Consider the following 26,803-nt stretch of genomic DNA (forward strand, 5'->3'; position numbering starts at 1 on the left):
ACCCAGGAGCTTCCAAGTGCCCACTGCCGAGGAGCAGTTCGCCGGTTTCCTGCTGTCGCTGGACCGTTTCCAGAAACAGCTTGCCGAGTTCATGCTCGGGAGGTTCCTGTCGTTCGACTTCAGCGGCGACCGCACGGACGACGAGACGGAGCTTCTCCCGCAGGTCCTGCTCGATGTCGTGGACGGGGTACCGCAGGTGACTCTCCATCACGGCATCACCTGGCTGGACCTGACCCGGGACCAGGAGCCCCACGAGTACCGGCTCGCCGTGATCCTCGCCTTCACCGGGGCGGGGATCACGGTGGAGGCGTTCGTCCGGCTCGACCTGGAGCGGGACATGGGCGAGTGGCCGGCCGGGGTGCATGTCCCCTATCGGGAGCGGGCCGAGGGGCTGGACCTCGACGAGGCGGTCGCCTACGTCGAGGCCCGGGTCGAGGAGATGTGCCGCAGGCACGAGGACGCGGCCCGGCTGGGCCTCGCCCGGCGCTGAGCCGAAACGACGCTGAGCCGAAACGACGCTGAGCCGAAACGACGCTGAGCCGAAACGACGCAGGGTCCTCCCGGGACATTCCGGGAGGGCCCTGTGCTTTGTGCCTGTGGTGATGGCTGTGCTGTGTCCTACCAGATCGCGTCGACCCACTCGGGGTGGTCGATGAACGGGTTGCGGTTGTGCTGGTAGGTGTCGTAGATGACCTGGTTGCGCTTCTCCTCGAAGGCGCTCGGCGGGTCCTCGTCGTTCCACTGCTTGAGGACGGAGAGCTTGCCGATGTACGGGGCGCTGCCGTTGTTGACCTTCTCGTTGGGCTCCAGGTCGGCGAAGCCGTCGCCGCCGTCGTAGCGGACCGCCATGTAGAGGATCATGCGGGCCACGTCGCCCTTGTCGGCGTCGCGCGGCTCGAAGGAGTCGGAGTCGGTGAGGCTGCCGCCGCCGCCCGAGACCGTGCTGCCGCCGTTGTCGAAGTCCTTGTTGCCGCGGATGCTGTTGACCGTCACGTCCGCGGGCCGCAGGTGGTGCAGGTCGGTGCCGGGACCGGTCACCTCGCCGAAGTCGCCGTGGGACTTGGCCCACACGTGCTCGCGGTTCCAGTCGCCGACGTCGCCGCCGTTGAGGGACTTGCTGCGCGAGACGCCGCTGTACAGCAGGATCACGTTGCTGCTGTTGTTCGGGTCCTGGTCGGTGACCTTCAGCGCGTTCCAGACGGCGGAGTACGAGATCTTCGAGACATTGGCGCTGATGATCGTGTGCAGGGACGATTTCAGGCTCGTACCCGTCTTGCCGACCGCGTTCTTGTAGTACGTCGAGTCGTACGCCGTGGTGGTCGCGGCGGCGGGGGTCGCCGTGAGCGCGGGCGCGGAGAGGCCGACCAGGACGGCAGTGGTGGCAAGCGCCACCGACTTCCATCGGCGTATGCGTGTCGCCAGCATGTGGGGTGTCCGATCTACGCGGGTTGACAGGAGGCGGCAATCGGGAGAGTGACATGCACATGCAGTCATGGCAATGAATCTGACATGTCCATCAGATGACGGGAACCGGCAAAACGCCCTTTGTCTACGCGAGTTGACGTGCGGAAACGGCCCCCGACAGGAGAGTCGGGGGCCGTTGGGGGCTGTGCGCGTCAGCTCACGTCGGAGGCGTCCAGCCGGTAGACGGTGGAGGTGTTGGAGGTGTTGGAGGTGTCGGCCTCGGAGGTCGAAGTCGAGCTGTACGCACTCTTCTTCACCGCCGTGCCGTTCTTCTGCACCCAGGTGGTGATCTCGGAGAGGAGGCTGTTGTTGCCGCCGCCGGGGCCGCCGCCGCTGCCGAGCTGGATGTAGTGCAGTTCGCCCTTCTTCACCAGTTCCTTCAGCTTGGCCAGCGTCATCGCGTTGTCGGAGCCGGTGAAGCCGAACATCGAGATGACGGGCTTGCCGGTGCTGAGGATCAGCTGGCCCGCGCTCTGCGAGTTGGACACCGCGATCAGCCACTTGGCGCCGTCCTGGTGCTTCTCCAGGTACGAGACGAGCCCGCTGTCGGCGCCGCCGCCCATGCCGGCACCGCCCATGCCGGCACCGCCGGGTGCGCCGCCGGCCCCGGTCCCGCCGGGGAACTCGCCGTTGCCGCCGCCCGGGGTCATCTGCCCGTTGCCGCCCCCGCCGGGGAACTCGCCGTTCGCCTGGCCGCCCTGCTGCGTACCGCCCTGCTGCGTACCGCCCTGCGGCGTACCGCCCTGCTGCGTACCGCCGGGCAGCTGTCCGCCGGAACCACCGTTGCCGCCGCCGAAGCCGCCCCGGCCGCCGCCTCCGCCGGGACCGCCCATGCCGCCTCCGGTGGAGGGGCCCGCGGTGGGGTTGGTGCCGCCCATCATGCCCGCGGAGGAGCCGAAGGCCGGCGAGGCGGCGTACGCCGTCGGACCCGCGAGGGCCGCCACGATCGCCGCGGCGACGGACACACCGAGCAGCCGGACCCTGGTGCCCGAGCTCGCGGACCGCAGGACGAACAGCCCCACGATCGCGAGGACCATCACCACCCCGACGGCCGGCCACAGCCAGGTGTTCCAGCCGGTGGCCCGGCGCAGCAGCACGATCGCCCAGACGCCCGTGACGGCCAGTCCCGCGGGCAGCACCCACGACCAGCGGGCGTCACCGCCGCGGAAGGCGCGCCACAGCATGACGCCGCCGCCACCGGCGAGCGCCGCGATGCCCGGGGCGAGCGCGGTCGTGTAGTACGGGTGCATGGTGCCCTCGGCCATGGCGAAGGTCAGGTAGTGCAGCACCAGCCAGCCGCCCCACAGGACCAGCGCCGCGCGGGTGACGTCGGTGCGCGGGGCGCGCCCGCACAGGACCAGGCCGGCGACGAGCGCGATGCCCGCGAAGGGGATCAGCCAGGAGATCTGGCCGCCGAGGATGTCGTTGAACATCCGGCCGATGCCCGCGGTCCCGGCGAAGGTACCGCCCCCGCCGCCCCCGCCGCCTCCGCCGTTGCCCTCGCCGCCGAGGACGCGGCCCAGGCCGTTGTAGCCCATGATCAGGTCCCAGGCGCTTCCGTCGGTCGAACCGCCGATGTAGGGGCGGTCGTCGGCGGGCACCAGGGACACGGCCGTCGCCCACCAGAAGCTGGAGACGGCCAGCGCCACGGCCGCGAGCAGCAGGTTGACGGCCTTCTTCCGCCACCCCAGCCTCGACGCGTACACGTAGACGGCGAAGACGGCGGGCAGGGCGATGTAGCCCTGGAGCATCTTGGTGTTGAAGGCGAGCCCGAAGCACACGGCGGAGCCGATGAGCGGCAGCAGCCTCTCGTCACGTGTGGCGCGCAGCGCGAGGGCCGCGCCCGCGACCATCAGCAGTACCAGGACGGTGTCCGGGTTGTTGTCGCGGTTGATGGCGACGGTGATCGGCGTCAGCGTGAGCACGAGCGCCGCGACGGCTGCCGCCGCATGCCCGAACACCCGCTTCACGGACGCGTGCAGGATCCAGATCGTGCCCAGCGCCGCCGCGACCTCCGGCGCCATCATCTGCCAGGTGCCGAAGCCGAAGATCCGGCAGGACAGGCCCATGATCATGAGCGCGAACGGCGGCTTGTCGACGGTGATGAAGTTCCCGGCGTCCAACGAGCCGAAGAACCACGCCTCCCAGCTCTTCGTGCCGCTGTAGACGGCGGCGCTGTAGAAGCTGTTGAGGCTCGAACCGGACAGGTTCCAGGAGTAGAGCACGCCGGCCAGGAGCATGATCGCGATCAGCGCGGGGAGCGACCAGCGCGGCGCCTTGTCCGGCGGGGGCGCCGTGGGGGCCGCCGTCGGCGGGGGCCAGTCGGGGGAGACGGTCGTCTGGGGATGCGGATCGGTGGCTGATGTCACTCGGGCATCGTGCAAAGCGGAAGTGGGTGCGCGCTGTGCCGTAGCTGGCGCTCAGCTGTGGAAACGCAAAAGGGATCCGCAAAGAGACCTGTACCCCGCGCCCGACGAGAGACCTCGGCGTATCGGGACTAGCCTGAAAAAAGGTCCTGTACCTGCCCCCGTACAGGAGGAAAGGCGATGCCCGAGCACAGGGTCGGCACACCGGAGAAGTTCGAGGCAGCCCGGCAGGAGCTGCTCGCCGAGGAGAAGGAACTCACCCGGCGGGGCGACGAGCTCGCGCGCAAGCGGAGGGAGCTTCCCTGGGTGCCGGTCGACAAGGACTACACCTTCGAGACCGAAGGCGGGACCAAGTCCCTCGGGGACCTCTTCGACGGGCGCTCGCAGCTGCTCGTCTACCACTTCATGTTCGGTCCGCCGTACGAGGCCGGATGCCCGGTCTGCTCCTCGATCGCGGACACCCTCGACCCCAACGCGGTCCATCTCAAGGCCCGTGACGTGACTCTGATCTGCTCTTCACGGGCGCCGGTCGACAAGCTCCTCGCCTACCGGCAGCGGATGGGCTGGAGCTTCGACTGGGTCTCCGCGGGCGGCGGCGACTTCCACCGCGACCTCGGCTTCACCTACTCCGAGGACGAGTTGAAGCCCTTCCTCGAGGGCGGGATCCCCCCGACGGTGAGTCAGATGGCGCAGGCGTGCGGCACGGACGTCCTCCAGTACGTCACCGAAGGTCCCGGTCTCAGCGCCTACGCGCTCTCGGAGGGCACCGTCTACCGGACGTACGTCACCACCGCCCGAGGCCTCGAGCCCGCCATGGCCTACTACGGCCTCCTCGACCGCACCCCGATGGGCCGCCACGAGGAGGGCGAGGACACCCACTGGCTGCGCCGCCACGACGAGTACGGAAGCTAGTGGCTCGTCTCGCATCGTTGACCAAGTAATCGACGTGCCGCCCGGCGGCCAGCAGACTATCTCGCCGAGCCGAAGAAGCTCCGCTACCGGCTGCTGCATGCAGCCGCTCGCATCACCCGGGGCGGTCGCCGCTTCCATCTGCGCATCTCCGCAACCTGGCCCTGGTGAAACGAGCTGACCAGCGCATTCGTAGGCCTCACAGCCCTGCTCCGGCCAGCCACCTGAAGCATGACAGCGCCCCTGCCCGCCCACCACCCGAGGAACCCTGGAGCACCCGACTTGCGCGTCGGGCCACGGCCATGCCCGCCGACGAAAAGCAACCGAACCACCACTGCACACCAGCTCAGACCCGCTCAGCCACTCGAAGCGAAACAGGGAGGCTAGGCGGATTTTTCGCCCGGCACCTTAGCGAGTTGCACACCACGCAGGCTGAGCAGCACCAACCCAGCGCACCCGCAGACGAGCGCGATGTCGGCGACGTTACCCACGAACGGGCCGTAGTCGATGAAGTCCACAACATGCCCGCGGCCCAGGCCGGGCTCGCGGAAGAGTCGGTCGCCCAGGTGGGATACCGCACCGCCGAGCAGCGCGCCCAGTACGAGCGCCCAGCCCGCCGAGGCCAGTCGGCGTGCGGTGTAGAGAATGCCGACCACTGCCGCTGCCGTTGCCAGGGTGAACACCCATGTCGCCTCGATGCCTATGGAGAACGCGGCACCAGGGTTGTACAGCAGTCGGAAGTAGATCAGAGGCGGGATCACGGCGACGCGCTCGCTGTCGGACAGCGCGGAGACCGCCCACAGTTTGGTGAGCTGGTCCGCGAGCAGGACTACCGCCGCCAGTATGAGCATCACGCCGTACAGTCGGCTTGAACCCCGCGCCAACCGCATCATCATGGCCTCCGTGCGTAGCGATATCCGAACCAAGATTCCCTGAGACTATCGGCCCCTTCGCCGTGGCAAGGTGCACGTTGCCGCCGTGGGGCAATCGGCTGAGCGCGTGGCTTGTCACGCAGCCTTGGCCGGGTATGCGGTCCACTGACGGATCGATGACTCGGGCGCGAAGCGGGTCTTCGGCTCGGCCCGGCTGTTCCGCCAGCGGATGTAGGCGGCGATGGCGGCGTTCTGCTCGTCGTGGGTGCGATGATCGGTGCCGTTCAGCGCGAAGTAGCGCAGGGCTGCGAACTCGGATTCGATCCAGTTCAGCCAGGATCCGTAGGTCGGCAGGAAGACCAGCTCGACGTCGTTGTCGGCGGCCCAGGCGCGTACCTCGGCGTGCCGGTGCGGGGAGAAGTTGTCGAGCACGATGTAGAGCTTCTCCCCAGGCCAGCGCTCTCGCAGGGCCTTGAGCAGGCCGAGGAACTCGCGCGCCGTTTGCGCTTGCGGATCCGGTAGTAGATCTGGCCGTCTCACTCTGTGAGCGGATCGCTACAGAACGCGAGACCCCCGCGACCGAGCGACCGGTCCGGGGGCGTGGCCATCAACGAACCCAACGGAGTTGACGACATGCGTCACCGTATCGCCCGGCTCTTCGAACCGCTGCTGCGACTTCTCCTTCCGGGAACCGGGCGCCGTCGCCGCGCGGTCACCGCGACGGCGCCCCTGTGCGCCTGCCCCACCTGCTCGTGCGCCGAGGACAACGCGATGGTCCGCCCCTACCTCGTCGCCCACGAGCGCCACGGCATCGGCCCGCGTGGCATCCACGGTGTGGAGGTGACCGCGTGATCGGGAGTCAGGACGGAGGGTTGCGGCTGTTGCCATGGGTCGGTCCGGAGGGCAAGCCGTGTTATCTCGTCGGTGACGGGATCGGGCGTCTCTCCCGGTTCGCCGACACGGTCGAGTTCGTGCAGCTCGGCATGGCGTGCGAACTCCTCGACCACGCCGCCGACATGCTCGCCGATCGCAAGGCCACTTCCGCGCAGTTGCATTTCCTGGTCGCCCGCATGGCCGAGGCGCTGCGGGATGTCCACCGCATCGCGGAGAGCAGGGGAGCCCGCCTTGCCTCGCCCGAGTACGACGATTCCGGTGTACGCGACGAGACCGACGGCGACGACATCCCCGTACCGGGGTCCTGAAGTCACGATTCACGCGGCGGATTGAGGCTCAGTCATGTCCGTGGCTCTGTGCTGTTACAAACGCACTCTCCAGAACGTGAGTACAACCTTCGTTCACCTGTGTGTGTCAACGAGGCATGACTCACCGGACCACAAGAAGCAGAAGACTGCTCGGCGCCGGGCTCACCGCCGGCGTCCTCATAACCGGCGTGGCCGCCGCCGCACCCGCCGCGGCCGCCGCCGCCCCGACGGTCAGCTGTACCTCCGCACGAGCGGGCCTGGCCGCCAAGTTGCAGAAGGACATCACCGCGGCGCTGGCGAACCGCGCGGGCACCGTCGCGGTCGGCCTCTACGACCGCACCACCAACACCACGTGCACCCTGCGCGCGACTTCGGCCTACGACTCCGCGAGCGTCGTCAAGGTCACCGTCCTCTCCGCGCTGCTGTGGGACGCCAAGAAGCACAACCGCTACCTGACCACCAGGGAGACCACGCTCGCCAAGGCCATGATCACGCAGTCGGACAACAACGCGACCACGACCCTGTGGAAGCAGCTCGGCATGACGAAGATCAAGGGCTTCCTCACCGCCGCCGGCATGACTCGGACCGTGCCGGGCGCGAACGGCTACTGGGGCCTGACCCAGATCAACGTCACCGACGAGCAGAAGCTGCTCAAGCTGATCACCGCCAAGAACACCGTGCTGAGCGACAACTCCCGCGCGTACATCCTCAAGCTGATGAACCAGGTCATCTCCTCGCAGCGCTGGGGTACGCCGGCCGGGGCGCCCTCGACCGTGACGGTGCACGTCAAGAACGGCTGGCTGCAGCGCTCCACGCACGGTTGGCGCGTGCACAGCGTCGGCACGTTCAATGGCGGCGGCCACGACTACATGATCACCGTGCTCACCCACGGCAACAGCACCATGAGCTACGGCGTCACCACCATCCAGAACGTGGCCAAGGCCATCCACAAGGACCTGGTGCCGACGACGACCGCGAACAGTGCGACCATCCAGCGGTACGTGCCGACGGACAGGCCCCAGGAGGCGATCCCGGCGGTGCCTTCGAGCGGCTGACGCTCTCCGCCGTCGACCGTCGGCCTTCGGCCTTCGACAGGCCGACGCTTTACGCGGCGGCCGCCTCCGCGTCACCGGCCCGTTCTACGGTGACGGCAATGCGCCTGCGAACCGTACTCGCCGCCCTCACCGCCGGCCTGGCGGCGGCCACCGCTCTGACCGCCGCCGGGCCTGCCCACGCCGCCCCTGCCACGAACACGGCCATCAACCAACGTGAAGACGGCCGCCGGACTGGCGGTGTCGGCCTGCGGAGCGCCGGTAAGACCGGGAGCGATCCCGGCACAGCGCGAAGAAACAGGAAGCCACGGATTCCCGACCGAACCCCGTGCCGCGTAGCGGCACAGCAACCAGTCAGGGAAGGCCAGAATCCTCGGGCTTCAGCCCGAGGAGCAAGTCAAAGCCGCGACGGCCGGATCCTGGACCGTCTCCCGGTGCCGTCGTCGCTGCTCGTCGCGCCCGCCGGCCGCGCCACGTCCAACCAGACCTTCGAGGGCCTGACCCTCCTGCCCGGCGGCCGCACGCTCCTCGCCTCCATGGAGTACGCGATAGCCGGGGACAGCGCGGGCATCGTCCGCTTCCAGACCTGGAACCGGACCAAGGGCGGCCGCTTCGAGCGCGGCGCCCAGTACGCGTACCGCACGGACTCCGGCCTCGGCGTCCCCGAGGTCCAGGCCACCCCCGACGGGCGCCTGCTGGTCCTGGAGCGCGGCTTCACCGCCGGCGTCGGCAACACGGTCCGCCTCTACCTGGCCGACCCGCGCCACGCGACGGACACGAGCGGCGTCGGGAACCTCACCGGCCAGGACGGCGTACGCCTGGTCAAGAAGACCCTGCTGACGGACCTGGTGACCTGCCCGTCACTGGGAGCGACCGCCAAGCAGCCCCAGCCGAACCCCCTGCTGGACAACATCGAGGGCATGGTGATCACGGGCCACGCCAAGAACCGCCTCAGGGTGCTCCTGGTCAGCGACGACAACCAGAACGCGGCACAGACGACCCGCTTCTACGACCTGCGTGTACGCGTCTGACCGACGCCCCCGTTTTGTTGCGGCGGGATGAAATCCGCCCCGTTCGGCGTTGGTGCCTTCCGGAAGATCAGCTCTGTTCGAAGTCGGAAGGAAGGCATCCGCGTGGCAGCGCAGCAGGGGGAGACATCGCGAGGCTGGGCACGCCGCCTGGCAGGCTACGCATGGCGTCACCCGACGGACGTCGTTCTCGCGCTCGGCTCCTCCCTGGCCGGCATGGCCGTCATGGCCCTGGTCCCGCTGGTCACCAAGGTGATCATCGACGACGTCATCGGCGATCACAGCCGTGACATGGCCCCCTGGGCGGGAGCCCTCCTCGGCGCCGCGCTCCTCGTCTACGTCCTCACCTACATCCGCCGCTACTACGGCGGCCGGCTCGCCCTCGACGTCCAGCACGACCTGCGGACCGAGATGTTCGAGACGATCACCCGGCTCGACGGCCGCCGCCAGGACGAGCTGTCCACCGGGCAGGTCGTGGGCCGCGCCACCAGCGACCTCCAGCTGATCCAGGGCCTGCTGTTCATGCTCCCGATGACGATCGGGAACCTGCTCCTCTTCCTGATCTCCCTGGTGATCATGGCGTGGCTGTCGCTGCCGCTGACCCTGGTCGCCCTCGCCGTGGCGCCCGCGCTGGCATACATCGCCAAGCGCAGCCGCACCAAGCTGCACCCGGCGACCTGGTACGCACAGGCGCAGGCGGCGGCGGTCGCGGGCGTGGTCGACGGCGCCGTCAGCGGCGTCCGCGTGGTGAAGGGCTTCGGGCAGGAGGACCAGGAGACGGGCAAACTGCGCGAGGTCGGCCGCCGGCTCTTCGCGGGCCGGCTGCGCACCATCCGACTCAACAGCGCGTACACCCCGGCCCTCCAGGCAGTCCCCGCGCTCGGCCAGGTCGCGATGCTGGCGCTGGGCGGCTGGCTGGCCGTGCGCGGGCACATCACCCTCGGCACGTTCGTCGCGTTCTCCACCTACCTCGCCCAGCTCGTCGGCCCGGTCCGGATGCTCGCCATGGTCCTCACGGTGGGCCAGCAGGCCCGCGCGGGCACCGAACGCGTCCTGGAGCTGATCGACACCGAGCCGTCGATGACGGACGGCGCCAAGGAACTCCCCGCCGACGCCCCCGCCACCGTCGAGTTCGACGACGTCTCCTTCGGCTACGACCCCGACCGCCCCGTCCTCGACGGTCTCACCTTCGAGATCCGCCCCGGCGAGACCCTCGCGGTCGTCGGCTCCTCCGGCTCCGGGAAATCGACGGTCTCCCTCCTCCTGCCCCGCTTCTACGACGTCACCCGGGGCGCCGTCCTCGTCGGCGGCCACGACGTCCGCGAGCTCACCCAGGACTCCCTGCGGGCCGCGATCGGCCTGGTCCCTGAGGACTCCTTCCTCTTCTCCGACACGGTCCGCGCCAACATCGCCTACGGCCGTCCCGACGCCACCCAGGACGAGATCGAGGCCGCCGCCCGCGCCGCCCAGGCCGACCGGTTCATCGCCGAACTGCCCGACGGCTACGACACGACGGTCGGCGAGCACGGCCTCACCCTCTCCGGCGGCCAGCGCCAGCGCGTCGCCCTCGCCCGCGCGATCCTCACCGACCCGCGCCTGCTGGTCCTCGACGACGCCACCTCCGCCGTGGACGCTGCCGTCGAGCACGAGATCCACGAGGCGCTCAGGCAGGTCATGCAGGGCCGCACGACCCTCCTCATCGCCCACCGCCGCTCCACCCTCAACCTCGCCGACCGCATCGCCGTCCTCGACGCGGGACGCCTCGCCGACCTCGGCACCCACGAGGAACTCCAGGAACGCTCCGCGCTCTACCGCCGCCTGCTCACCGACCCCGACGGCCTCGGCGGCGTGTCGCCCGGGCACGCCCAGCCGGTCGCGCCCGGCGAGGACACCTCCGTCCGCGACGAGCTGGACGCCGAGTTCGACGCCGAGCGCGGTGTGACGCCCCGGCTGTGGACCGGCGACCGCGAGCCGAAGGACACCGCCCTGTCCGGGATGCCCGCCACTCCCGAACTCCTCGCCCAGGTGGAGGCGCTGCCCCCAGCCGTCGACACCCCCGGCATCGACGAGGGGCGGGCCGTCCAGCCGGAGGAGTCGTACGGCCTGCGCAGGCTGCTGCGCGGCTTCGGCGCGCCGCTGCTGGTCAGCCTCGGCCTGGTCGCCGTCGACGCCGGGATGAGCCTGCTGCTGCCGGTGATGATCCGGCACGGCATCGACCAGGGGGTGACGAGGATGGCGCTGGGCGCCGTCTGGGCCGCCTCGCTGCTGGCGCTGCTCGCCGTGCTGGTGCAGTGGTTCGCGCAGACCGGTGAGATCCGGATGACCGGCCGCACCGGCGAACGCGTTCTGTACACCCTCCGCCTGAAGATCTTCGCCCAGCTGCAGCGGCTCGGACTCGACTACTACGAGCGGGAGTTGACCGGCCGGATCATGACCCGGATGACGACCGACGTCGACGCCCTGTCCACGTTCCTGCAGACGGGGCTGGTCACCGCCTTCGTCTCGGTCGTCACCTTCTTCGGCATCATGGTCGCGCTGCTGGTGATCGACGTACAGCTCGCGCTGGTCGTCTTCGCGACGCTCCCGCCGCTGGTCATCGCCACCTTCTTCTTCCGCCGGGCGAGCGTGAAGGCGTACGAGCTCGCCCGCGAGCGGGTGTCGTCGGTCAACGCCGACCTCCAGGAGTCGGTGTCCGGGCTCAGGATCGTGCAGGCCTTCCGGCGCGAGCGGGACGGCGGGGCGCGGTTCGCGGAGCGCAGCGACAGCTACCGCCAGGCCCGTATCAGGGGCCAGTGGCTGATCTCGGTCTACTTCCCGTTCGTGCAGCTGCTGTCGTCGGTCGCGGCGGCGGCGGTGCTGATCGCGGGCGCGGGCCGGATCGAGGCGGCGACGCTGACGACCGGCGCCCTGGTGGCGTATCTGCTGTACATCGACCTTTTCTTCGCGCCGGTCCAGCAGCTCTCCCAGGTCTTCGACGGCTACCAGCAGGCGACCGTCTCCCTGGGCCGCATCCAGGAGCTGCTCCAGGAGCCGACGTCCACGAAGTCCGCCGACGAACCGCTCGACGTCCTCTCGCTGCGCGGCGAGATCGCCTTCGAGGACGTGCACTTCAAGTACGGCGATGAGGAAGAGGCCCTGACCGGGATCGAGTTGAGCATCCCCGCGGGCCAGACGGTCGCGTTCGTCGGCGAGACCGGCGCCGGCAAGTCGACCCTCGTCAAGCTGGTGGCCCGGTTCTACGACCCCACCGGCGGCCGGGTCACGGTCGACGGCACGGATCTGCGTTCGCTCGACCTCACGTCGTACCGCCATCGTCTGGGCGTCGTACCGCAGGAGGCGTATCTCTTCCCCGGCACCGTCCGTGACGCCATCGCCTACGGTCGGCCCGAGGCCACGGACGCCGAGGTGGAGGCGGCGGCGCGGGCGGTCGGCGCGCACGAGATGATCGCGACGCTCGACGGCGGCTATCTGCACGAGGTCGCCGAGCGCGGCCGCAACCTCTCCGCCGGTCAGCGTCAGCTGATCGCGCTGGCCCGCGCGGAACTCGTCGACCCGGACGTCCTGCTCCTCGACGAGGCCACGGCCGCCCTGGACCTGGCGACGGAAGCCCAGGTCAATCAGGCCACGGACCGTCTCGCAGGCCGCCGTACGACCCTGGTGGTGGCCCACCGCCTGACCACCGCAGCCCGCGCGGACCGCGTCGTGGTCATGGACCACGGCCAGGTCGTGGAGGACGGCACCCACGACGAGCTGCTCGCCCTGGACGGGCGCTACGCCCGCCTGTGGCGGACCTTCGTCGGCGAGGTCGAGCCCGAGGAGCCGGTGGGCGCGTCCCGGTGACGACCGTGCAACCATCCGACACACGTCCTGCGTCCGTACATCTGTACGGCAATCGCGAGTGAGGCCGGGGGGACGCGGCCGTCGCGTACGGCGAACGTGGGAGGGGACGGGGACCGTGGGCAAAGGTGCGAGGAGTGCGGCGGCGCGGCGGCTGGGGGTGGGACTGGCCGTGCTGATCGCGGGCGTACTGCTGGCCGTCGTGGCGCCGGGGAGCGCCCAGGCGGCGCCGTCCACGACCTGCGCGGGCCACAAGGTGCGCACCCTGTCGTTCTCCACCGGCTCGGTGCTGGTCTACAGGAACAACAACCTGCTCTGCGCCGTCACCGTCCAGAAGCACCCCGGCACGGTGCGGCTGATGTCGGTGAGCGTGCAGGCGCGCGGCCATGTCGCCGTCACCAAGTCCTGGAAGCACACCCGTACCTCCCCCTCCGTGACCGTCTACGCGGGACACCGGTGTGTGCGGGTGACGGGTGCGGTGGGGGCCGGCAGATACAGCTCGGGCTGGCTCCTCTGCTGACGTTGATCCATCAAGTCCCTCTGGTGTGACGGGTGTTGTCGACGATAGTTTCCGGCGACGCACATCTGTCTCACAGGGAGGGTGCACGCGCATGCGCAAGGCGCTCAGATGGCTGCTGGCGCTCACCGTGCTCATAGGCACGTTGAGCACGGCGGGCGCGGCCACCGCCGCGGAGCCGGAGCCGGCCGACATCAAGGACCGGCTTCTCTCGATCCCCGGCATGAGCCTGATCCAGGAGAAGCCGTATCCCGGCTACCGCTACTTCGTCCTGAACTACACCCAGCCGGTCGACCACCGGCACCCGTCCAAGGGCGTTTTCCAGCAGCGGATCACGGTGCTGCACAAGGACGTCAGCCGCCCCACCGTCTTCTACACCGGCGGCTACAACGTCTCCACCACCCCCGGCCGCCGCGAGCCCACCCAGATCGTGGACGGCAACCAGGTCTCCATGGAGTACCGCTTCTTCAATCCCTCCCGCCCCGACCCGGCCGACTGGTCCAAGCTGGACATCTGGCAGGCGGCGAGCGACCAGCACCGCATCTTCCGGGCGCTGAAGAAGATCTACAGCAAGAACTGGATCTCCACCGGCGGCTCCAAGGGCGGCATGACGGCGACGTACTACGAGCGCTTCTACCCCAAGGACATGGACGGCGTGGTGGCCTATGTGGCCCCCAACGACGTCGTCAACGACGAGGACTCGGCGTACGACCGCTTCTTCGCCGGCGTCGGCACCAAGGAGTGCCGCGACCGTCTGAACGGCGTGCAGCGCGAGGCGCTGGTGCGCCGGGAGCCGCTGGAGAAGAAGTACGCGGCGTACGCGGCGGAGAACGGCTACACGTTCACCACCATCGGCACCCTGGACCGCGCCTACGAGGCCGTCGTCCTGGACTACGTCTGGGGCTTCTGGCAGTACAGCCTGCTGTCCGACTGCGACACGATCCCCGCGAACGCGGCGACGGCGACGGACGACGAGATCTGGACGTCGGTCGACACGATCTCCGGCTTCTCCGCCTACACCGACCAGGGCCTGGAGACTTACACCCCCTACTACTACCAGGCGGGCACCCAACTGGGCGCCCCCACCATCCACTTCCCGCACATCGAGAAGCAGTACATCCGCTACGGCTACCAGCCCCCGCGGAACTTCGTGCCGCGCTCGATCCCCATGAAGTTCCAGCCGTGGGCGATGCGTGACGTCGACACCTGGGTCCGGCACAACGCCCACCACATGCTCTTCGTCTACGGCCAGAACGACCCGTGGGGCGCGGAACGCTTCCGCCTGGGCAAGGGCGCGAAGGACTCCTACGTCTTCACGGCCCCCGGCCTGAACCACGGCGCGAACGTGGCGGCCCTGGTCGCGGACCAGAAGTCCCTGGCGACGTCCCGAATCCTGGACTGGGCAGGCGTCGCACCGTCGGCCGTGTCCCAGGCCAAGCCCCTCGCGAAGTTCGACGCAAAGCTGGACGTCCGGGACGTGGAACGGGAGCCGGCGCTTCGTCCGTGACCTCAGTGACGTGACCTCAGTGAGTGGGGCAGACCGGACCCACTGACTCGTTGGGGAGGTAGGCGGCGCGTTCCTGTGGGGTGAGATCGCGGTGGACGACTCGGCAGATCCTCTGGATGGCCTCGGAGGGTTTGGCGGCGGTGTCCGCGTCCCACAGACGCGCCGTCTTGTCGTCGCTTGCGGTGGCGACGGTGTGGCCGTCGGGGCTGAACGCCACCGCGTTCACCCAGTCGGCGTGGCCGTTGAGCGGGGCGCGGGTCCTGCCGGTGTGCGCGTCCCACACACGGGCGGTGAAATCGGTGCTGGCGGTGGCGATGAGGCGGCCGTCGCTGCTGAAGGCGACCCCGAAGACTTCGGCGGTGTGCCCTTCGAGGGTGGCGCGTGGCGTTCCGGTGTCCACGTCCCACAACCACGCTGTCTTGTCGTCGCTTGCGGTGGCGACGGTGTCGCTGTCGGGGCTGAAGGCCACCGCGTTCACCTCGTCGATGTGTCCCTTGAGGACGGTACGTGGCTTGCCGGTCTTCGCGTTCCACAGGCGAGCGGTCTTGTCGGCGCTCGCGGTGGCGATGGTGCGGCCGTCGGGGCTGAAAGCGACTCCGTACACGGTGTCGGTGTGCCCCTGGAGAGTGCGGCGGTAGGCACCTGTGTCCGCGTTCCACAGGCGCACGGTCGTGTCGTCGCTTGCGGTGGCGATGGTGTGGCCGTCGGGGCTGAAGGCGACCGCTTCCACCGCGGCGGAGTGTCCTTTGAGGGTGCGGCGATACGTGCCGGTGCTGGCGTTCCACAGGCGCACGGTCGTGTCGTCGCTTGCGGTGGCGATGGTATGGCCGTCGGGGCTGAAGGCGACCGCTTCCACCGCGGCGGAGTGTCCTTTGAGGGTGCGGCGATACGTGCCGGTGCTGGCGTTCCACAGGCGCACGGTCGTGTCGTCGCTTGCGGTGGCGATGGTATGGCCGTCGGGGCTGAAGGCCACCCCTCTCACCGCGCCGGTGTGCCCGGAGAGGATGGGCCCGGGCCGGGCGACGTTCGTGTCCCAAAGGCGTACGACCGTGTCACGGCCGGCTGTGGCGAGGATGCGGCCATTGGGGCTGAAGGCCACCGCAAAGACGCTGTCGGTGGCGCCGTTGAGGGCGTTCCGGGGCGTCCCGGTGGCCACGTCCCACAGCCGTACCGGGCGTTCGAGGCCGACGGTGGCCAGGGTGCGGTTGTCCGGGCTGAAGGCAACCCCGACGACCTGTTCGCCGTATCCGCTGAGAGCGATGCGGGGTTTGCCGGTCGCGTCCCAGAGCTGAGTGACGGAGTCGAATCCGACGGTGGCGATAGTGCGGCCGTTGGGGCTGAAGGCCACCGCGACCACCTGCGCAGTGTGTTTTCTGAGCACCTTGCGTGGCTTGTGGGTTTCCGCGTTCCACAGAATCGCCGTCGTGTCGTCGCTTGCGGTGGCGATGGTGTGGCCGTCGGGGCTGAAGGCGACCGCGTTGACGGCGGCGGTGTGCTTGTTGAGGACGGCGCCGGGTCTGCCGGTGTCGGCGTTCCAGAGTCGGATCGTCTTGTCGTCGCTTGCGGTGGCGATGGTGTGGCCGTCGGGGCTGAAGGCGACCGCGTTGACGGCGGCGGTGTGCTTGTTGAGGACGGCGCCGGGTCTGCCGGTGTCGGCGTTCCAGAGTCGGATCGTCCTGTCGTCGCTTGAGGTGGCGATCGTGCGGCCGTCGGGGCTGAAGGCCACGGACCACACCTTGCCGGAGTGTCCTTTGAGGATGCGGCGGAGCTTGCCGGTGCCCACATCCCACAGCCGTACGGTTTTGTCCGCGCCGGCACTGGCGAGGGTGCGGCCGTCTGGGCTGAACGCCACCCGGTACACATCGCGGGTGTGCCCCGACAGGCGCCGATGCGTCGACAGAAGCGCGGCCATGGTCCGCAGGTCTTCCACGGCCGCGGCGGTGTGATCGCTGCGATATGCCTGGATCGCCAGCAGCGACGCGAGATCGGAGTTCGTGCCGCTGACCTCGTTGGACTGCGCCGCCAGCTGCCGGGACAATGCCGCCTGCCGCGCCTCGTTCACCGACCGCCACTGCCACACCGCACCCCCCACCGCCAGCAACGCCAGCACCAGCAGCCCCCCGAGCACCGCGTTCAGTCGCCTGCTCCTTCGGATCACGGCCCGTTGCCGCTGTCGGCTGGCCGTGAGGAACTCCGCGATGTCGGACGGCAGATGGCGTCGCCGTGACCATTCCAGTCCCTCCGCGAGTGCCGTCCCGCTGAGCAGGTCCCCGGGATCCTTCTCCGTGGACCACCGGGCCTGCCGCTCGCGGATGTGTTCGAGCCACTCCTGGAAGCGGTGGTCCTGGTCGACCCATTCGCGCAGTGCGCCCCAGTCGCGGATGAGAGCCTCGTGGATCAGCTCGGCGACCGGTTCCCCGGGAGGAGCGCCGGGGTGTTGCGGCGCCCGAAGCGTCTGGGTGGTGATGATGCGATGACGCGCCAGCATGGCGATGACGTCGTCGACGGCCGCGTTCTCCCCGTCGGACGTGTCGCTCGGGTCGGCCGCCAGGTCGCGCAGTTCGTCGAGGGGGACCTGTGTGCGGACGGCCGTGATGTGGTGGCTGGGGTCGGCTGGGTGCACCAGGGAGGTCAGCGTCCGCCGGGCGATGGCCCGTTGCTCTGTGGACAGTTCGCTCAGGGCGCTGTCGCACCACGTCGTCACGCTTCCGCTGACCGCCCCGATGCGCCGGTACGCCTCGTGGGTCAGGTATCCGTCCTGCCGCCGCTGCCACAGCTGGCTGAGCGTCATCTCCAGCAGGGGCAGCACGGTGACAGGCGCCTCACGGGTGACGGCCGCTTCGGGCGTGATGTCCAGGACGTCGCCGATGATCCGCTCGGGCAGTCCCGGCTGGAAGCGGAGCCCCACGTCCAGGGCGGGCAGGACGATGATGTCGTGCAGGTCCTGCTGGCTCAGGGTGCCCGGCACGTTCAGGAGTCCCGGCATCGCGGCGTCCAGCAACCGAGGTGCCAGGGCCGCCAGTTGAGGATAGAAGTCGTCCCGCATGATCAGGATCACGGTGATCTTGGTGTACGCGTCGGCGGCCGAGGTGACCTCGTCGATGACGGCCAGGAGCTCTCGCAGCCGGCCGTTGCCGGTCTGGACGAGGAGCTCCTCGAACTGGTCGATGACCAGCAGGACGCGCTGGTAGGAGGCCTCGGCCGCCAGTCTGCGGTTGACCGCCGCCACGATCCCGTCCTCGCTCGCCCCCGGCAGCCCCGCCCGCTCGATCTCCGCCAGCATGTCCTGCCTCGGCCGGGTGAGAACAGGCAGCCACCGATCACTCCCCGCCACCTCCCCCTCCGCCAGCGCCCGCAGCACCCCCGCCTGGATCAGCGATGACTTGCCCGACCCCGACGGCCCCAGCAGCAGGGTCAGCCGGCGTTGCCGGGCGAGGTTCGTCACGACCTGCCGTACCGCCTCCGCCCGGCCCTGGAACCAGCGGGCGTGCTCCGCGGTGAACGGCTCGAGGCCCCGGTACGGGCACACGTCCTGCTCGGTCAGTTCCGGCAGGATCTCGCGGAGGACCTGGGTCGGCGTGACGTACGCGATGCCCTGCCCCCGCTCGAACTCGTCCGGCGCGGTGATCTCCGTGAGCATGCCGATGACCAGGCCGCTCACCTCGTCCAGGACGGGCCCGCCGCTGAAGCCGGTGGTGAGGTCGTTCGCGGCGGTCAGTTGCAGGTGCGGGCCCCTGCCGTCCGTGCCCGGCAGCAGGCCGCCGGTCACGGCGTAGCCGAAGTGGCCTTCCGGCGGGGCCTGCGCCGGGAACCCGTACGAGTGCACCCCATGGCCCCGGTGTCCCTCCGCCGAGCCCAGCGGCACCGGCCGCGCCCCGGCCGGCATACCGTCCCTCAGCCGGATGAACGCCACGTCCCCGGCCTCGGCGGCACGCCACAGGTCGACCGGGACGTCACCCTCGACGCGTCCCGCTGCCTCCAGATGGGGAAACGACAGCAGGGCCGCGGCCCCCGGTCCGCCGCCGGCGGCCTCGACGACATGCGCGCAGGTGACCAGGATCCCGTCGGCCACCAGGAACCCCGCCCCGGCCACCGACCCGTCCGGCCCGAGGATCCGGGCGACGGCGGTCAGCAGATCGGATGCGATCCCGCCCCCCGGCGGACCGTCCGGCGTCCGGTTCTCCGCGGCGCTCACGCGGAACCGTCGCTCTTCCAGCACATGGTCACCTTCAGATGGCAACCGGCCTGGTTCTTGGTGATTACGGCCCCCGCCTCCACCGCGAGATCGATGCCGAACTCGACGGTGATCTCGTCGGGGCGCGCCTTGCGCAACTGGTCGAGGGTGGCTCGGGCGGCCTGAGTGATCGGCTCCAGCGCCCCTTGCAGGGTCACCGGCAGCTCGCGCACCGCGTCGCCGACCCGGCCGGCCTTCACCGGCCCGTCCCACGCGGCGGCCGGCTGCTCGACCAGAACGGAGCCGCCGCCGTCCAGCGGAATCCGGGTCAGAGGAGTCACCATGCCACCAGCCTCCTCGGCACTGGCATATGCCGCATGCCGGGTGGGCTGTACGGGGGAGGCGGCGTCCCGACGGGGGCGCATGTCACACCGGTCGGGCGCACCCCACCGGGTTCGGGGCTCCGCCGAGTTGGACGTACAGGGCCGTGGACGGTGGGCAGTTCGCGCGGGTCGGTACCGCCTTCGTCACCTTGTACTGGGGGCTTCGCGTGCCCGAGCCGTCGCAGGCCGTCTCGCGGACCCGGCCCTGGCCCGCGCCGTACACGCAGTCGCCGACGATCGTGCGGGGGCCGCCGCCGGCGCCCGGGTCGCCGGGGTGGGGCGGCTGGAGGGTGCGCATACAGGCGTAGCCCGGCAGGATGGAGCCGGTGCCGGTCTCGGCGGGCTGTTCGCCGATGTGGAGGACGAAGTCCGTGGTCGGCGGGCAGGGCGGGCCCTCGGCGGCCGTCCCGTCGTGCCGGGCGACGACCCGCGCCGCCGCCCGTTCCCCGCCGCACGGCACCTCGGTGAAGCTGGTCGTCCCGAAGGAGCTGCACTCGCCGACGGCGAGGAAGAGCGGCCCGAAGCCGGAGACGGGGGCCAGCGAGGAGGGAGGCGTTCGTGCTGTCGTCGGCGCACGGTCCACAGCCCCGTCGTCCGAAGACAGGATCTGGCAACCCGTCAGGGCGAGGGCGGCGGTCAGCATCCAGCACGCCACCCCCACGGATTGGCTCCCGCGCATCGGCATCCCCCACCCGCCCCGGCGGACAGGGCCTGACCAGCGTGACCCGCGACGCCGGGCGCACGCCAGCCGCATGGAGGGCTTTGCGCGTGGTGCGGGGCGCACGCTCGGCGGTCGGCGTACGTCTAGTACGTCAGGCCGTGCCCGATCGGGTACAGCACCTGCGTCGGATCGTCCGCCCGCCGCACGGGCACCGGCAGCTTCCCGCGCGGCGCGACCGCTCCGGCGATCACCCGGGCGGCGGCCCGCAGTTCGACGTCGGTCCAGGAGTAGGCCGCCAAGTAGGCCTTCACGGAGGGGAGTTGAGCCACGTCGTACGGGTTGCGGATCGCCAGGCCGATCACCGGACGCCCGGTCGCCGCCAGTTGTTCCACCAGCGTGCGCTGCCCGCCGTCCGCCGTCACGTTGTACGTCGTCACCACCACGGCGTCGGCCGTACCCGCCGCCGTGACCGCCTGGGCGATCGTCTCGGGCGGCGGGGCCGTGCCCGTGGACAGGGCCGTCGCTGTGAAGCCCAGTTCGGTGAGGGCGGCGGCCAGAACGCCGGTGGGCGGGCCCGTGGTGCCGGTGGGGGAGGCCGGGTCGGCGCCGACGACCAGGACGCGGGGGTGGGTGCGGGGGGACAGGGGCAGCACCTGCCCCTCGTTGGCCAGCAGTGTCGTCGTCCGCTCCGCCATCCCGTCGGCCGCGGCGAGGTGCGCCCGCGTGCCGACCGTCCGTCCGACCTCGGCCGGGTCGACGTACGGCTCGTCGAAGAGCCCCAGCCGGGCCTTCAGCCGCAGGATCCGCAGGACCGACTCGTCGAGCCGCCGCTCGGTGAGTTCCCCGTCCTGGACGGCCTTCAGGACGGCGTTGAAGGCCACGTCCAGCCTGGGCGGGTTGAGGAGCTGGTCGACGCCCGCCTTGAGGGCGAGCACGGGCACCCGGTCGTCGCCGTACTTCGTGCGCACGCCCGCCATGTCGAGCGCGTCGGTGACCACGACCCCGTCGTAACCGAGCTTCTCGCGCAGGAGGCCGGTGACGATGGGACGGGACAGGGTGGCGGGGTCGCCGGAGGGGTCGAGGGAGGGGACCAGGATGTGGGCGGTCATGAGGGAGTCGACGTCGGCCGCGATCGCCGCCCGGAAGGGCACCGCGTCCAGCGTCTCCCACACCTTGCGCGTATGGGTGATGACGGGGAAGCCGGTGTGGCTGTCGACGGCCGTGTCCCCGTGCCCGGGGAAGTGCTTGGCGGTCGCCGCCACCCCCGCCGACCGGTAGCCCTCGATCTCCGCCGCGACCAGCGCGGCCACCGCGTCCGGGTCGGCGCCGAAGGAACGCACGCCGATGACCGGGTTGGCCGGGTTGACGTTGACGTCGGCGACGGGGGAGTAGTCCTGCCGGATGCCCATCGCCCGCAGCTCGCGGCCCGAGAGCCGCCCGAGCGTGCGGGCGTCGGCGCGCGAGCCGCCGGCCCCGATCGCCATCGCGCCCGGGAAGAGGGTGGCGGGCCTGCCCACCCGGCAGACGGCGCCGTGCTCCTGGTCGGTGGAGATCAGCACCGGCAGACCGCGCGGCTGCCCGAGCGAGGCCCGCTGGATGCCGTCGGAGAGCTCCGCGAGCTGCCGCGGGTCACGGATGTTGTGCGCCCACGTGAAGTAGATGATCCCGCCGAGCCGGTAGCGGGCCAGCAGCTCGGCGGCGGTGCGTACGCCCAGTTCGGTGCGGTTGGCGTCGACGTCGGCCTGGTCGGGGGCGGTAGCCGAGTGGCCGTACACCCGCGAGACGAAGACCTGGCCGACCTTCTCCTCCAGCGTCATCCCGGCGAGGAGGGCGCTCGGGTCACGGTCGCTCGCGGACGCCGCCGCGCCGACGGTGAAGGCGGCGGTGAAGGCGGCGGTGAAGGCGGTGGTGAAGGCGGTGGTGACACCTGCGGTGGCGGCGAGCACGGTGCGTCGGGAGGGCATGTGCGTTCCTTACCGGAGGCCGAAGGCCGGGAGGGGGGGTCCGGGAGGGGGTCCGGGTGGGGGTCCGGGTAGGGGTCCGGTGGCGCACGCTACCTGGAGCGGCGCCGCCATCGGCGCATTGGAGGGGGGGCGCGCCGATGACGGCTCGACTGCCGGTTCGCGGTGCGGCGGAGAGGGTGGGTCAGCGATCGCAGCCAGTGGCGAGGGCCGACACCGCACCGAGGTGACTCATCCGACAGCCTGCGAGTTGGACGAGCGGGCCTCGGACAGGGTTCCCGCTCACACCCGGATTTCCGGAAGTCGGTACGGGCGGGACGTGAGCGGACTTCCGGGACTCAGTGGGCCGACACCCGCGGCCACTGCTCGCGCAGCACCCGCACCGTCTCCGCGATCGCCGGCCGCCGCGCCGCGCCCGTGCGCCACAACGCGTACAGCCGCCGTACGGGAATCGGGTCGAGCGGCACCTCCACCACCCCGGGCGGCAGCGGGCCGCGCCCGAGCCGGGGGATGAGGGCGACGCCGAGGCCGGCGGCGACCAGGGCGACGAGGGTGGGGTTCTCCTCGGCGGTGTGGACGACGTCCGGCTCGTGCCCGGCCGCGCGCAGGGTGCGCATCAGCCAGTCGTTGCAGACCCGGCCGGGCGGCTGGCAGATCCAGCGCTCACCGCCCAACTCCTCCCGCCGTACCGCCGTACGCCCCGCGAAGGGGTGATTCTCGGGGACCAGCAGGTCGCACAGGTCGTCCCCGATCACGGCCTGCTCGACGCCCGCCGGGGCCGGCAGCGGGGCGATGTCCCAGTCGTGGGCGACGGCGAGGTCCACCGCGCCCTTCGCGACCAGGTCCACCGACAGGTGCGGGTCGACCTCGCTGAGCCGGGCGTCGAGGGCGGGGTGCGCGCGGGCCAGTTCGGCGAGGACGGACGGCAGCAGGCCGCGGGCCGCCGAGGGGAACGCCACCAGGGTCAGCCGCCCGGCCGGCACCCCGCGCCGCTCCTCCAGCTCGGTCTCCGCACGCTCCACGATCGCCAGCAACTCCTTTGCCGTGGCGGCGAGTTGGAGCGCCTCGTCGGTGAGCCGGATACCGCGCCCCTCCCGCTCCAGCAGCACCGTCCGGGTCTCCCGTTCCAGCTTGGCGATCTGCTGGGAGACCGCCGACGGGGTGTAGCCGAGGGCGGCGGCCGCGGCGCCGACCGTGCCGTGGACGGAGACGGCGTGCAGGGCGCGGAGGCGTTGGAGATCAAGCACCGCAGGTCCAATCGGTAGTGTCGCTTCATCCAACCATGCAGTAATCATCGCTGGTGCTTCACGGTCCGCACCAGTGATCCTCGACGTATGCGACCCGCCCACGTCCTTCTCGCCGTTCTCGTCGCCGCCGTCTGGGGCGTGAACTTCACCGTCGTCGAGATCGGCCTCGACCACTTCCCGCCGCTGCTCTTCTCGGCGCTGCGCTTCCTCACGGCGGCGCTGCCCGCGGTGTTCTTCGTGGGCCGCCCGAAGGTGGCCTGGAAGTGGATCGTGGCGGTGGGCCTGGTGCTGGGCGTGGCCAAGTTCGGGCTGCTGTTCGTCGGCATGGACGCGGGCATGCCGGCCGGACTGTCCTCCCTGGTCCTGCAGATACAGTCCGTCTTCACCGCCGTCATCGCCTTCGCCGTACTCGGCGAACGCCCCACCCCGGTCCGGGTGCTGGGCATGGCCGTGGCCCTCGCCGGCATCGCGGTGGCGGCCGTCGACGAGGGCGCCTCGGGTCCGCTCGGCGCGTTCGCGCTCGTCATCGCGGCGGCGGCCTGCTGGGGCGTGTCCAACGTCCTGACCCGCAAGGCGTCCCCGCCGGACTCCCTGAACTTCATGGTCTGGGTGAGCACGGTCCCGGTGCTGCCGCTGCTCACCCTCTCCCTCCTCACGGAGGGCCCGTCCAGGGACCTGGCCGCACTGCGCGGGCTCGACTGGCAGGGCGTCGGAACGGTCGTCTACGTCGCCTGGGTCACCACGGTCTTCGGCTTCGGCGCCTGGGGCCGGCTGCTGCACCGCCACCCGGCGTCCACGGTGGCCCCCTTCTCCCTCCTCGTGCCCGTCTTCGGCATGACGTCCGCCGCGCTGTTCCTCGACGAGTCGGTGAGCGGGCTGCGCTGGTGCGCGGCCGCGCTGCTGGTGGGCGGGGTCGCACTGACGGCACTGGCGCCGGCGAAGAGGGCTGTTCCCCCGGCGGTTCGCTTGCCTGTTCCCCCGGCCGTTCCCCCGTCTGTTCACCCACGGGACACCGCCCCGACCGTCGTCCATCCCGTGGACGTACCGGCAGCGGGGCGCACCGGCGCGGGATCATGAGGGGCATGGCCCTCGTCGACATCCCCGGTTCCAAGTCCATCACCGCCCGCGCCCTGTTCCTGGCCGCGGCCGCCGACGGCGTCACCACCCTCCAGCGCCCCCTCCGGTCCGACGACACCGAGGGGTTCGCCGAGGGCCTGACGCGGCTCGGCTACCGCGTCGGACGGACCCCGGGCGCCTGGCAGGTCGACGGCCGCCCGCAGGGGCCGGCGCTCGCCGAGGCCGACGTCTACTGCCGGGACGGCGCGACCACGGCCCGCTTCCTGCCGACCCTCGCCGCCGCCGGCCACGGCACCTACCGCTTCGACGCCTCCCCGCAGATGCGCCGCCGACCCCTCCTCCCGCTCACCCGCGCCCTGCGCGACCTGGGCGTGGACCTGCGGCACGAGGCGGCGGAGGGCCACCACCCGCTGACCGTGCGGGCGGCCGGAGTCGAGGGCGGCGAGGTGGTGCTGGACGCCGGCCAGTCCTCCCAGTACCTGACCGCCCTCCTCCTGCTCGGCCCGCTCACCCGCACCGGCCTGCGCATCACGGTCACCGACCTGGTCTCGGTCCCGTACGTCGAGATCACGATCGCGATGATGCGGGCGTTCGGGGCGGAGGTGGGCCGCGAGGGGAACACATACGTCGTCCCGCCGGGCGGCTACCGGGCCACGACCTACGCCATCGAGCCCGACGCGTCGACCGCGAGCTACTTCTTCGCGGCGGCCGCGGTGACCGGCGGCGAGGTGACCGTGCCGGGCCTCGGCGCGGGCGCGCTCCAGGGCGACCTGGGCTTCGTGGACGTCCTGCGGCGGATGGGCGCCCGGGTGGACGTCGGCGCCGACCGTACGACCGTGGCCGGGACCGGTGAACTCAACGGCGTCACCGTCAACATGCGGGACATCTCCGACACCATGCCCACCCTCGCCGCGATCGCCCCGTTCGCCTCCGGACCCGTACGCATCGAGGACGTGGCGAACACGCGCGTCAAGGAGTGCGACCGGCTGGAGGCCTGCGCGGAGAACCTGCGGCGGCTGGGCGTGGAGGTGGCCACGGGCGACGACTGGATCGAGATCCGCCCCGCCGCGGACGGCTCTCCCACGGGGGGCTCTCCTACGGACGGCTCTCCCACGGGCGCCGACATCAAGACCTACGGCGACCACCGCATCGTCATGTCCTTCGCGGTGACCGGTCTGCGTGTCCCCGGAATCTCGTTCGACGACCCCGGCTGTGTCCGTAAGACTTTCCCCGGTTTCCACGAGGCGTTCGCGGAGCTGAGGAAGGACTTGATCGGGTGACGTTCACACTGCGGGGGCCGGTCCTCGAGGGCACACTGGTCCGCCTGGAGCCGCTGGAGCGGCGGCACACGGCCGAACTGGCGGCGGCGGCAGAGGAGAACCGGGAGACGTACGGCTACACGCAGGTCCCCACGGCCGACGGGATCGTCCGCTACGTCGACGACAAGCTGGCCGCGGCGGCGGCCGGGCGGATCGTGCCCTACGCGCAGATCTCCCTCGCCTCCGGCCGCGTGGTCGGCACCACGGGCTACTGCGAGCCGCGCCGCTGGCGCTCCGACGACCGTCTCGACGCCGTCGAGATCGGCTTCACCTGGCTCGCCGCCTCCGCCCAGGGCACGGGTGTGAACGCGAACGCCAAGCTCCTGCTGTTCCGGCACGCCTTCGACACGTGGGGCGTCTCCCGCGTCGACCTCAAGACGGACGCCCGCAACACCCGCTCCCGGGCGGCCATAGAGAGCGTCGGCGCGCGCTTCGAGGGCGTCCTGCGCAACTGGTTCCACTCCTGGGCCCCGGGCGAGGACGGCCGCCTCCGCGACTCCGCGATCTTCTCGATCACGGCGGACGAATGGCCCGAGCGCCGGGCACGGCTGGAGGAACGGGTGGCGTCGAAAGCACGGCAAGTACAGCAAGTACAGCAGGCACAGCAGGCACAGCAGGCACCGAAAGCAGTGGGGTCATGACCACACGTTCCTTCCTCATCCTCCACGGCTGGCAGAACCACCGCCCCGAGGACCACTGGCAGCACTGGCTCGCCGACCGCCTCACCGAACTCGGCCACGACGTCGTCTACCCGCAGCTGCCCGACCCGGACGACCCCGGCCTACCGCAGTGGCTGGGCGAACTGGAGCGGCGGCTAAGGGAGTTGCCGGACGCCGACGACCGTGTGGTGGTCGCCCACAGCCTTTCCGTCCCCCTCTGGCTGCACGCCGTCGCGCGGAAGACACCGGGGGTCGGCGACGTGGACCGCGTCCTGCTGGTGGCTCCGCCGTCCGGCCCGGTGCTCGCCGGCTACCCCGAGGTCGCGGAGTTCGTGCCCCCGCCGCTCGACGCCCTCGAACTCCCCACCCCCACCCGGCTCGTCGCCGGCGACGACGACCCGTACTGCCCGGAAGGCGCCCAGACGGTCTACGGCGACCCGCTGGGCCTCACCGCCGAACTCCTCCCCGGCGCAGCCCACCTCGACCTGGACGCGGGCTACGGCCCCTGGCCCTCGGTGCTGGAGTGGTGCGCGGACGGGGAGGCGAAGTTCAGGTTGCGGTAGCTCGT

General features: G+C 70.8%; 21 protein-coding genes and 1 pseudogene. 13 read left to right on the forward strand and 9 right to left on the reverse strand.

Annotated elements, in window-relative coordinates; all coding sequences use genetic code 11:
• Positions 1 to 16: 16 nt before the first annotated feature.
• Positions 17 to 490, forward strand: a complete 474-nt coding sequence (locus B5557_RS28230) for a hypothetical protein (RefSeq protein ID WP_079662089.1) — start codon at positions 17 to 19, stop codon at positions 488 to 490.
• 128 nt (positions 491 to 618) lie between these two features.
• Here the strand turns inward: B5557_RS28230 and B5557_RS28235 are convergent, their stop codons facing one another.
• Together B5557_RS28235 and B5557_RS28240 are read right to left on the reverse strand one after the other, a co-directional pair.
• Entirely contained in the window at positions 619 to 1,425 is an 807-nt protein-coding gene (locus tag B5557_RS28235; RefSeq protein WP_079662090.1) for an endonuclease I family protein, read from the reverse strand.
• A gap of 191 nt (positions 1,426 to 1,616) precedes the next feature.
• Positions 1,617 to 3,833 (reverse strand): ArnT family glycosyltransferase, encoded by a 2,217-nt coding sequence (locus B5557_RS28240; RefSeq protein WP_079662091.1) that lies wholly within the window; start codon positions 3,831 to 3,833, stop codon positions 1,617 to 1,619.
• A 177-nt stretch (positions 3,834 to 4,010) separates the two neighbouring features.
• On the opposite strand from B5557_RS28240, the gene B5557_RS28245 reads away from it, so the two are divergent.
• The gene (locus B5557_RS28245) at positions 4,011 to 4,742 is read left to right on the forward strand and encodes a DUF899 domain-containing protein (protein WP_079662092.1); all 732 of its coding nucleotides are present in this window, start codon (positions 4,011 to 4,013) and stop codon (positions 4,740 to 4,742) included.
• A 380-nt stretch (positions 4,743 to 5,122) separates the two neighbouring features.
• Here B5557_RS28245 and B5557_RS28250 read toward each other — a convergent pair whose 3' ends face one another.
• Both B5557_RS28250 and B5557_RS28255 read right to left on the reverse strand, forming a co-directional pair.
• On the reverse strand, positions 5,123 to 5,590 hold the full coding sequence (locus B5557_RS28250) for a signal peptidase II (protein ID WP_231976481.1): 468 nt from the start codon (positions 5,588 to 5,590) through the stop codon (positions 5,123 to 5,125).
• Positions 5,591 to 5,746: 156 nt separating this feature from the next.
• Positions 5,747 to 6,151: a transposase gene (locus tag B5557_RS28255; RefSeq protein WP_197697262.1), complete on the reverse strand. Its 405-nt coding sequence runs from the start codon at positions 6,149 to 6,151 to the stop codon at positions 5,747 to 5,749.
• Between the two features lie 93 nt (positions 6,152 to 6,244).
• On the opposite strand from B5557_RS28255, the gene B5557_RS28260 reads away from it, so the two are divergent.
• The 7 genes and pseudogenes from B5557_RS28260 (at position 6,245) to B5557_RS28290 (ending at position 14,754) form a co-directional block, all read left to right on the forward strand.
• The gene (locus B5557_RS28260) at positions 6,245 to 6,463 is read left to right on the forward strand and encodes a hypothetical protein (RefSeq protein ID WP_099936832.1); all 219 of its coding nucleotides are present in this window, start codon (positions 6,245 to 6,247) and stop codon (positions 6,461 to 6,463) included.
• On the forward strand, positions 6,460 to 6,813 hold the full coding sequence (locus B5557_RS28265; RefSeq protein ID WP_443031278.1) for a hypothetical protein: 354 nt from the start codon (positions 6,460 to 6,462) through the stop codon (positions 6,811 to 6,813). Before B5557_RS28260 ends, B5557_RS28265 begins: the two co-directional genes overlap by 4 nt.
• A gap of 116 nt (positions 6,814 to 6,929) precedes the next feature.
• Positions 6,930 to 7,868 (forward strand): serine hydrolase, encoded by a 939-nt coding sequence (locus tag B5557_RS28270; RefSeq protein ID WP_079662093.1) that lies wholly within the window; start codon positions 6,930 to 6,932, stop codon positions 7,866 to 7,868.
• Positions 7,869 to 8,266: 398 nt separating this feature from the next.
• A pseudogene (locus tag B5557_RS28275) lies at positions 8,267 to 8,896 on the forward strand (esterase-like activity of phytase family protein); the annotation flags it as partial.
• Between the two features lie 102 nt (positions 8,897 to 8,998).
• Entirely contained in the window at positions 8,999 to 12,733 is a 3,735-nt protein-coding gene (locus tag B5557_RS28280) for an ABC transporter ATP-binding protein (protein WP_079662095.1), read from the forward strand.
• Between the two features lie 115 nt (positions 12,734 to 12,848).
• Positions 12,849 to 13,250, forward strand: a complete 402-nt coding sequence (locus B5557_RS28285; protein ID WP_079662096.1) for a hypothetical protein — start codon at positions 12,849 to 12,851, stop codon at positions 13,248 to 13,250.
• A gap of 91 nt (positions 13,251 to 13,341) precedes the next feature.
• Positions 13,342 to 14,754, forward strand: a complete 1,413-nt coding sequence (locus tag B5557_RS28290) for a S28 family serine protease (RefSeq protein ID WP_079662097.1) — start codon at positions 13,342 to 13,344, stop codon at positions 14,752 to 14,754.
• A gap of 16 nt (positions 14,755 to 14,770) precedes the next feature.
• Here B5557_RS28290 and B5557_RS28295 read toward each other — a convergent pair whose 3' ends face one another.
• From B5557_RS28295 to B5557_RS28315, 5 genes are all read right to left on the reverse strand, one after another.
• Positions 14,771 to 18,973 carry an nSTAND1 domain-containing NTPase gene (locus tag B5557_RS28295; protein WP_231976057.1) on the reverse strand — a complete coding sequence of 1,401 codons (4,203 nt, stop codon included), beginning with the start codon at positions 18,971 to 18,973 and terminating at the stop codon, positions 14,771 to 14,773.
• Positions 18,946 to 19,272 carry a CU044_2847 family protein gene (locus B5557_RS28300; protein ID WP_269460186.1) on the reverse strand — a complete coding sequence of 109 codons (327 nt, stop codon included), beginning with the start codon at positions 19,270 to 19,272 and terminating at the stop codon, positions 18,946 to 18,948. The genes B5557_RS28295 and B5557_RS28300 overlap by 28 nt, the downstream gene beginning before the upstream one ends.
• 82 nt (positions 19,273 to 19,354) lie before the next feature.
• The gene (locus B5557_RS28305) at positions 19,355 to 19,954 is read right to left on the reverse strand and encodes a hypothetical protein (RefSeq protein ID WP_231976058.1); all 600 of its coding nucleotides are present in this window, start codon (positions 19,952 to 19,954) and stop codon (positions 19,355 to 19,357) included.
• Between the two features lie 161 nt (positions 19,955 to 20,115).
• Complete coding sequence (locus B5557_RS28310; protein ID WP_079662100.1) at positions 20,116 to 21,936, reverse strand: glycoside hydrolase family 3 protein; 1,821 nt, start codon at positions 21,934 to 21,936, stop codon at positions 20,116 to 20,118.
• Positions 21,937 to 22,271: 335 nt separating this feature from the next.
• The gene (locus B5557_RS28315; RefSeq protein ID WP_079662101.1) at positions 22,272 to 23,180 is read right to left on the reverse strand and encodes a LysR family transcriptional regulator; all 909 of its coding nucleotides are present in this window, start codon (positions 23,178 to 23,180) and stop codon (positions 22,272 to 22,274) included.
• 87 nt (positions 23,181 to 23,267) lie between these two features.
• Here B5557_RS28315 and B5557_RS28320 point away from each other — a divergent pair, with 87 nt between their 5' ends.
• From B5557_RS28320 to B5557_RS28335, 4 genes are read left to right on the forward strand one after another with little or no spacing between them, the layout of a single operon-like run.
• Positions 23,268 to 24,257: an EamA family transporter gene (locus tag B5557_RS28320; RefSeq protein WP_079662102.1), complete on the forward strand. Its 990-nt coding sequence runs from the start codon at positions 23,268 to 23,270 to the stop codon at positions 24,255 to 24,257.
• Positions 24,258 to 24,262: 5 nt separating this feature from the next.
• A complete protein-coding gene (gene aroA / locus B5557_RS28325) occupies positions 24,263 to 25,537 on the forward strand; it encodes a 3-phosphoshikimate 1-carboxyvinyltransferase (RefSeq protein WP_079662103.1) in 1,275 nt (424 codons plus the stop codon).
• Entirely contained in the window at positions 25,534 to 26,217 is a 684-nt protein-coding gene (locus tag B5557_RS28330) for a GNAT family N-acetyltransferase (RefSeq protein ID WP_079662104.1), read from the forward strand. Before aroA ends, B5557_RS28330 begins: the two co-directional genes overlap by 4 nt.
• Positions 26,214 to 26,798 carry an RBBP9/YdeN family alpha/beta hydrolase gene (locus B5557_RS28335; protein ID WP_079662105.1) on the forward strand — a complete coding sequence of 195 codons (585 nt, stop codon included), beginning with the start codon at positions 26,214 to 26,216 and terminating at the stop codon, positions 26,796 to 26,798. The genes B5557_RS28330 and B5557_RS28335 overlap by 4 nt, the downstream gene beginning before the upstream one ends.
• Positions 26,799 to 26,803: the final 5 nt, after the last annotated feature.

The sequence above is a fragment of the Streptomyces sp. 3214.6 genome (assembly GCF_900129855.1).
Taxonomy (GTDB): Bacteria; Actinomycetota; Actinomycetes; order Streptomycetales; family Streptomycetaceae; genus Streptomyces; species Streptomyces soliscabiei.